This window comes from Microbacterium sp. zg.Y909, assembly GCF_024626565.1.
In genome coordinates, this window is record NZ_JANJFJ010000428.1 from 1 (window position 1) to 3,569 (window position 3,569).

Annotated in this window: 4 protein-coding genes and 1 pseudogene; 2 read left to right on the forward strand and 3 right to left on the reverse strand. The window is 69.6% G+C overall.

Annotated elements, in window-relative coordinates:
• The first annotated feature begins 66 nt into the window (after positions 1–66).
• Positions 67–285, forward strand: a complete 219-nt coding sequence (gene secG, locus NQ160_RS20710; RefSeq protein ID WP_306813406.1) for a preprotein translocase subunit SecG — start codon at positions 67–69, stop codon at positions 283–285.
• Position 286: 1 nt separating this feature from the next.
• Entirely contained in the window at positions 287–640 is a 354-nt protein-coding gene (locus NQ160_RS20715) for an RNA polymerase-binding protein RbpA (RefSeq protein WP_257516975.1), read from the forward strand.
• Positions 641–715: 75 nt separating this feature from the next.
• Here the strand turns inward: NQ160_RS20715 and pgl are convergent.
• The 3 genes and pseudogenes from pgl to zwf all read right to left on the reverse strand — a co-directional run.
• A pseudogene (gene pgl, locus NQ160_RS20720) lies at positions 716–1,439 on the reverse strand (6-phosphogluconolactonase).
• Complete coding sequence (locus NQ160_RS20725) at positions 1,432–2,379, reverse strand: glucose-6-phosphate dehydrogenase assembly protein OpcA (RefSeq protein WP_257516976.1); 948 nt, start codon at positions 2,377–2,379, stop codon at positions 1,432–1,434. The pseudogene pgl and the gene NQ160_RS20725 overlap by 8 nt, the downstream one beginning before the upstream one ends.
• The coding region (gene zwf / locus NQ160_RS20730; protein ID WP_257516977.1) for a glucose-6-phosphate dehydrogenase at positions 2,376–3,569 on the reverse strand (1,194 nt) is incomplete at its 5' end. The genes NQ160_RS20725 and zwf, both read right to left, overlap by 4 nt.

The following is a 3,569-nucleotide window of genomic DNA, read 5'->3' on the forward strand; positions in this document are numbered from 1 at the left end:
GGTCCGCAGGGACCACAGCGAAAGGCTTCTACGACTGTGCCAGTTCTCGAGTTCGTCCTGCAGGTGATGCTGGGCATCACCAGCTTGCTGCTGACCCTTCTCATCCTGCTCCACAAGGGACGTGGCGGCGGTCTGTCCGACATGTTCGGCGGGGGGATGACCTCGGCGATGGGCTCGTCCGGCCTGGCCGAACGCAACCTCAACCGCTTCACCGTCATCCTCGCGCTGGCGTGGTTCGTCTCGATCGTGGCCCTCGGCCTGATCACCAAGTTCCAGGGAATCTGACATGGCTACAGGTGGAAACGCCATCCGCGGCACGCGGGTGGGCGCAGGCCCGATGGGCGAGCAGGACCACGGGTTCCACGCGGACCGCGTGGCGGTGTCGTATTGGGACGCCCTCGGCAATGAGACGGTGCGCCATTTCGCCGCCGGCATCTCCGAGGAGGAGATCCCCGACACGATCGACTCCCCGCACTCCGGCCTGCCCGCCGGTCGCGATCAGCAGAACCCGCCCGCTCTGGCCAAGCCGGAGCCCTACAAGACGCACCTGGCCTACGTGAAGGAGCGCCGCACCGACGAAGAGGCCGTGACGCTCCTCGACGACGCTCTGCAGCAGCTGCGCGAGCGCCGCGGTATGTGACGACCGCTCACGAGAGCGGAAGAAGGGGATGCCTCGCGGCATCCCCTTCTTCGTGTCCGGGTCCGCCGGCCCGCCTCAGTATTCGCCGTCGATGAGCTCGGGCGGCACCTGCGCGGCGGCGGCCGCGTCGACGAAGAGCACCGTGCGCTTGCGACCCTTGGCTCCGGCGGCAGGGACGCTGTCGTAGCTTGCACCGGCGAGGGCGAGTCCGAGGGCTGCGGCCTTGTCGGCCCCGGCCAGCACCATCCACACGCGAGCGGCGGAGTTGATCACCGGACGGGTCATCGTCACCCGCTCCGGCGGCGGCTTGGGGGAGTCGCGCACGGCGACCACGGCGCGATCGGTGATCTGGATCTCCGGGCGGTCCGGGAAGAGCGACGCGATGTGGCCGTCGGCTCCCCGCGAGCTCGCGCGCGTAGGCTTCGGCCGCGGCATCGAGATCGACGCCGGCGTCGGACGCGGGGATGGGGTGGATGTTCTCGGCGGGGACGTCGATGCGCGAGAACAGCTCGGTGTGCGCGGTCTTCTCGTTGCGCTCGTCGCTGTCTCGCGGGACGAACCTCTCGTCCGTCCACCAGAAGTGCACGAGGGACCAGTCCACGCTGTCGAGCTTGCGATGGCCACCCAGGGCGCGAAGCACCGAGGTGCCCATGACGCCGCCGGTCAGCGAGACATGGGTGACCCGACCGTCGCGGGTGCGCTTGGCGAGCCGGGAGAGGAATCGCGTGGCCACGGAGCGGGCAACGTGCTCGGGGTCCGGGCGTACGACGACGCGCTTCTCGGCGAAGAACTCAGACATGCTTCTCCCCGATCGCGGCGGGACCGAGCAACTCCCAGCCCTGGGTGATGACCCGCCCATACAGGACGTCCGGATCGAGCCTGCGCAGCTCCTCGGCCAGGCATTCGCGCAGCGTGCGGCGTGGCAGGACGATGTCGTGTCCCGGCTGCTGCGGCTGGGAGAGGTGGGCGTCGATGTCGTTGGCGCGCTCGAGCACGATGTCGCCGGAGGAGCGCGTCAGACGCACCGAGCGGATCCCGTGGTCCCACTCCTCGGGGGAGGCGTACCGCCAGGTGACGGGGACTTCGAGCTTCAACCGCAGCCACGCGGCCAGGAGCGCCGTCGACGGCGAACTGCCGCTGCCGACGACCTCGACGGCCGTGACCGGCTCGTAGGGCGGCTGGTCGAGCACCGCGGCGAGCTGCTCGCGCCAGTGCGTGAGGCGCGTCCATGCCAGGTCGGTGTCGCCGGGGGCGTACGTGCGCGAGAGCGTCGTGAGCCGGTCGTCGGCGAAAGGCCTCGTCGACGCGTCGGTGATGCGGCGCTGGGCGATGCGGCCGATGCCGGACTCGGCGGGAACCGCCGGCGGATGGTCGGGCCACCAGGCCACGACTGGCGCATCGGGCAGCAGTAGTCCCGTGATGAGGCTGTCGGGGTTGCTCGCGGCGTCGCCGTGCGCATGCAGCACGATGACCTCACTGGCACCGGCATCGCCGCCGACGCGGATCTGCGCGTCGAGGCGCGCGTCGCCGTCAGGGTGCGTCATCAGCACGATCACCCGCATGGGGTGCTCCCGCGAGGCGTCGTTGGCGGCGTCGATCGCGTCCTCTTCGAGGCCGTGCGACGTGGCGATCACGAGCGTCAGCACGCGTCCGAGGGCGACCGCGCCGCCCTCCTCGCGCACCTTCACCAGCGAGCGGGCGACCTGGGACACCGTGGTGTCGGGCAGATCGACGATCATGGACGCCTCCAGACGCGGCCGTCGCGGGCCAGCAGTTCATCCGCCGACGGCGGCCCCCAAGAACCCGGGGAGTACTGTTCGAGGGGTCCGCGCTGTGCGGCCCAGAACTCCTCGACGGGGTCGAGGATGCGCCAGCTCAGCTCGACCTCTTCGTGGCGGGGGAACAGGGGCGGGTCGCCCAGCAGCACGTCGAGGATGAGGCGCTCGTAGGCCTCGGGGCTCGACTCGGTGAAAGCGTGGCCGTAGCCGAAGTCCATCGTGACGTCGCGCACCTCGGTGGCGGCCCCCGGAACCTTCGAGCCGAAGCGGATGGTGACGCCCTCGTCGGGCTGCACGCGGATCACCAGGGCGTTCTGCCCTTGCTCGGTGGTCTGGTTGCGCAGGAACAGGTGCTGCGGTGCGCGGTTGAAGACGACGGCGATCTCGGTGACCCGTCGCCCCAGTCGCTTTCCCGTGCGCAGGTAGAAGGGCACGCCCGCCCAACGCCGCGTGGCGATCTCGAGCTTGATCGCGGCGTAGGTCTCGGTTGTGGATGCCGGGTCCATGCCGTCCTCGTCGAGGAAACCGGTCACCTTCTCGCCGCCCTGCCATCCACCGGCGTACTGGCCGCGTGCGGTCGCGGTGGAAAGATCCTCGGGCAGCCGCACCGCCGCGAGCACCTTCTCCTTCTCGGCACGCAGATGTGTGGCATCCAGCGAAATCGGCTCCTCCATGGCGGTGAGGGCCAGCAGCTGCAGCAGATGGTTCTGGATGACGTCGCGGGCCGCGCCGATGCCGTCGTAGTACCCGGCACGGCCGCCCACGCCGATGTCCTCGGCCATGGTGATCTGCACGTGGTCGACGTAGTTGCGGTTCCACAGCGGCTCGAACAGCTCGTTGGCGAAGCGCAGCGCGAGGATGTTCTGCACCGTCTCCTTACCGAGGTAGTGGTCGATGCGGAAGATCGAGTCGGCGGGGAAGGCGACTTCGAGGGCTTCGTTGAGGGAGCGCGCGCTCTGCAGGTCGCTGCCGAACGGCTTCTCGATCACGACGCGGCGCCAGCTGGTGTCGCCGGCGGACGTGTCGTCCACCAGGCCCGACGCCTTCAGCTGCTTCGCGACGAGCGGGAAGTCCTTCGGCGGGATCGACAGGTAGAACGCGTGGTTGCCCATCGTGCCGCGTTCGCGGTCGAGCGTGTGCACGGTCTCGCG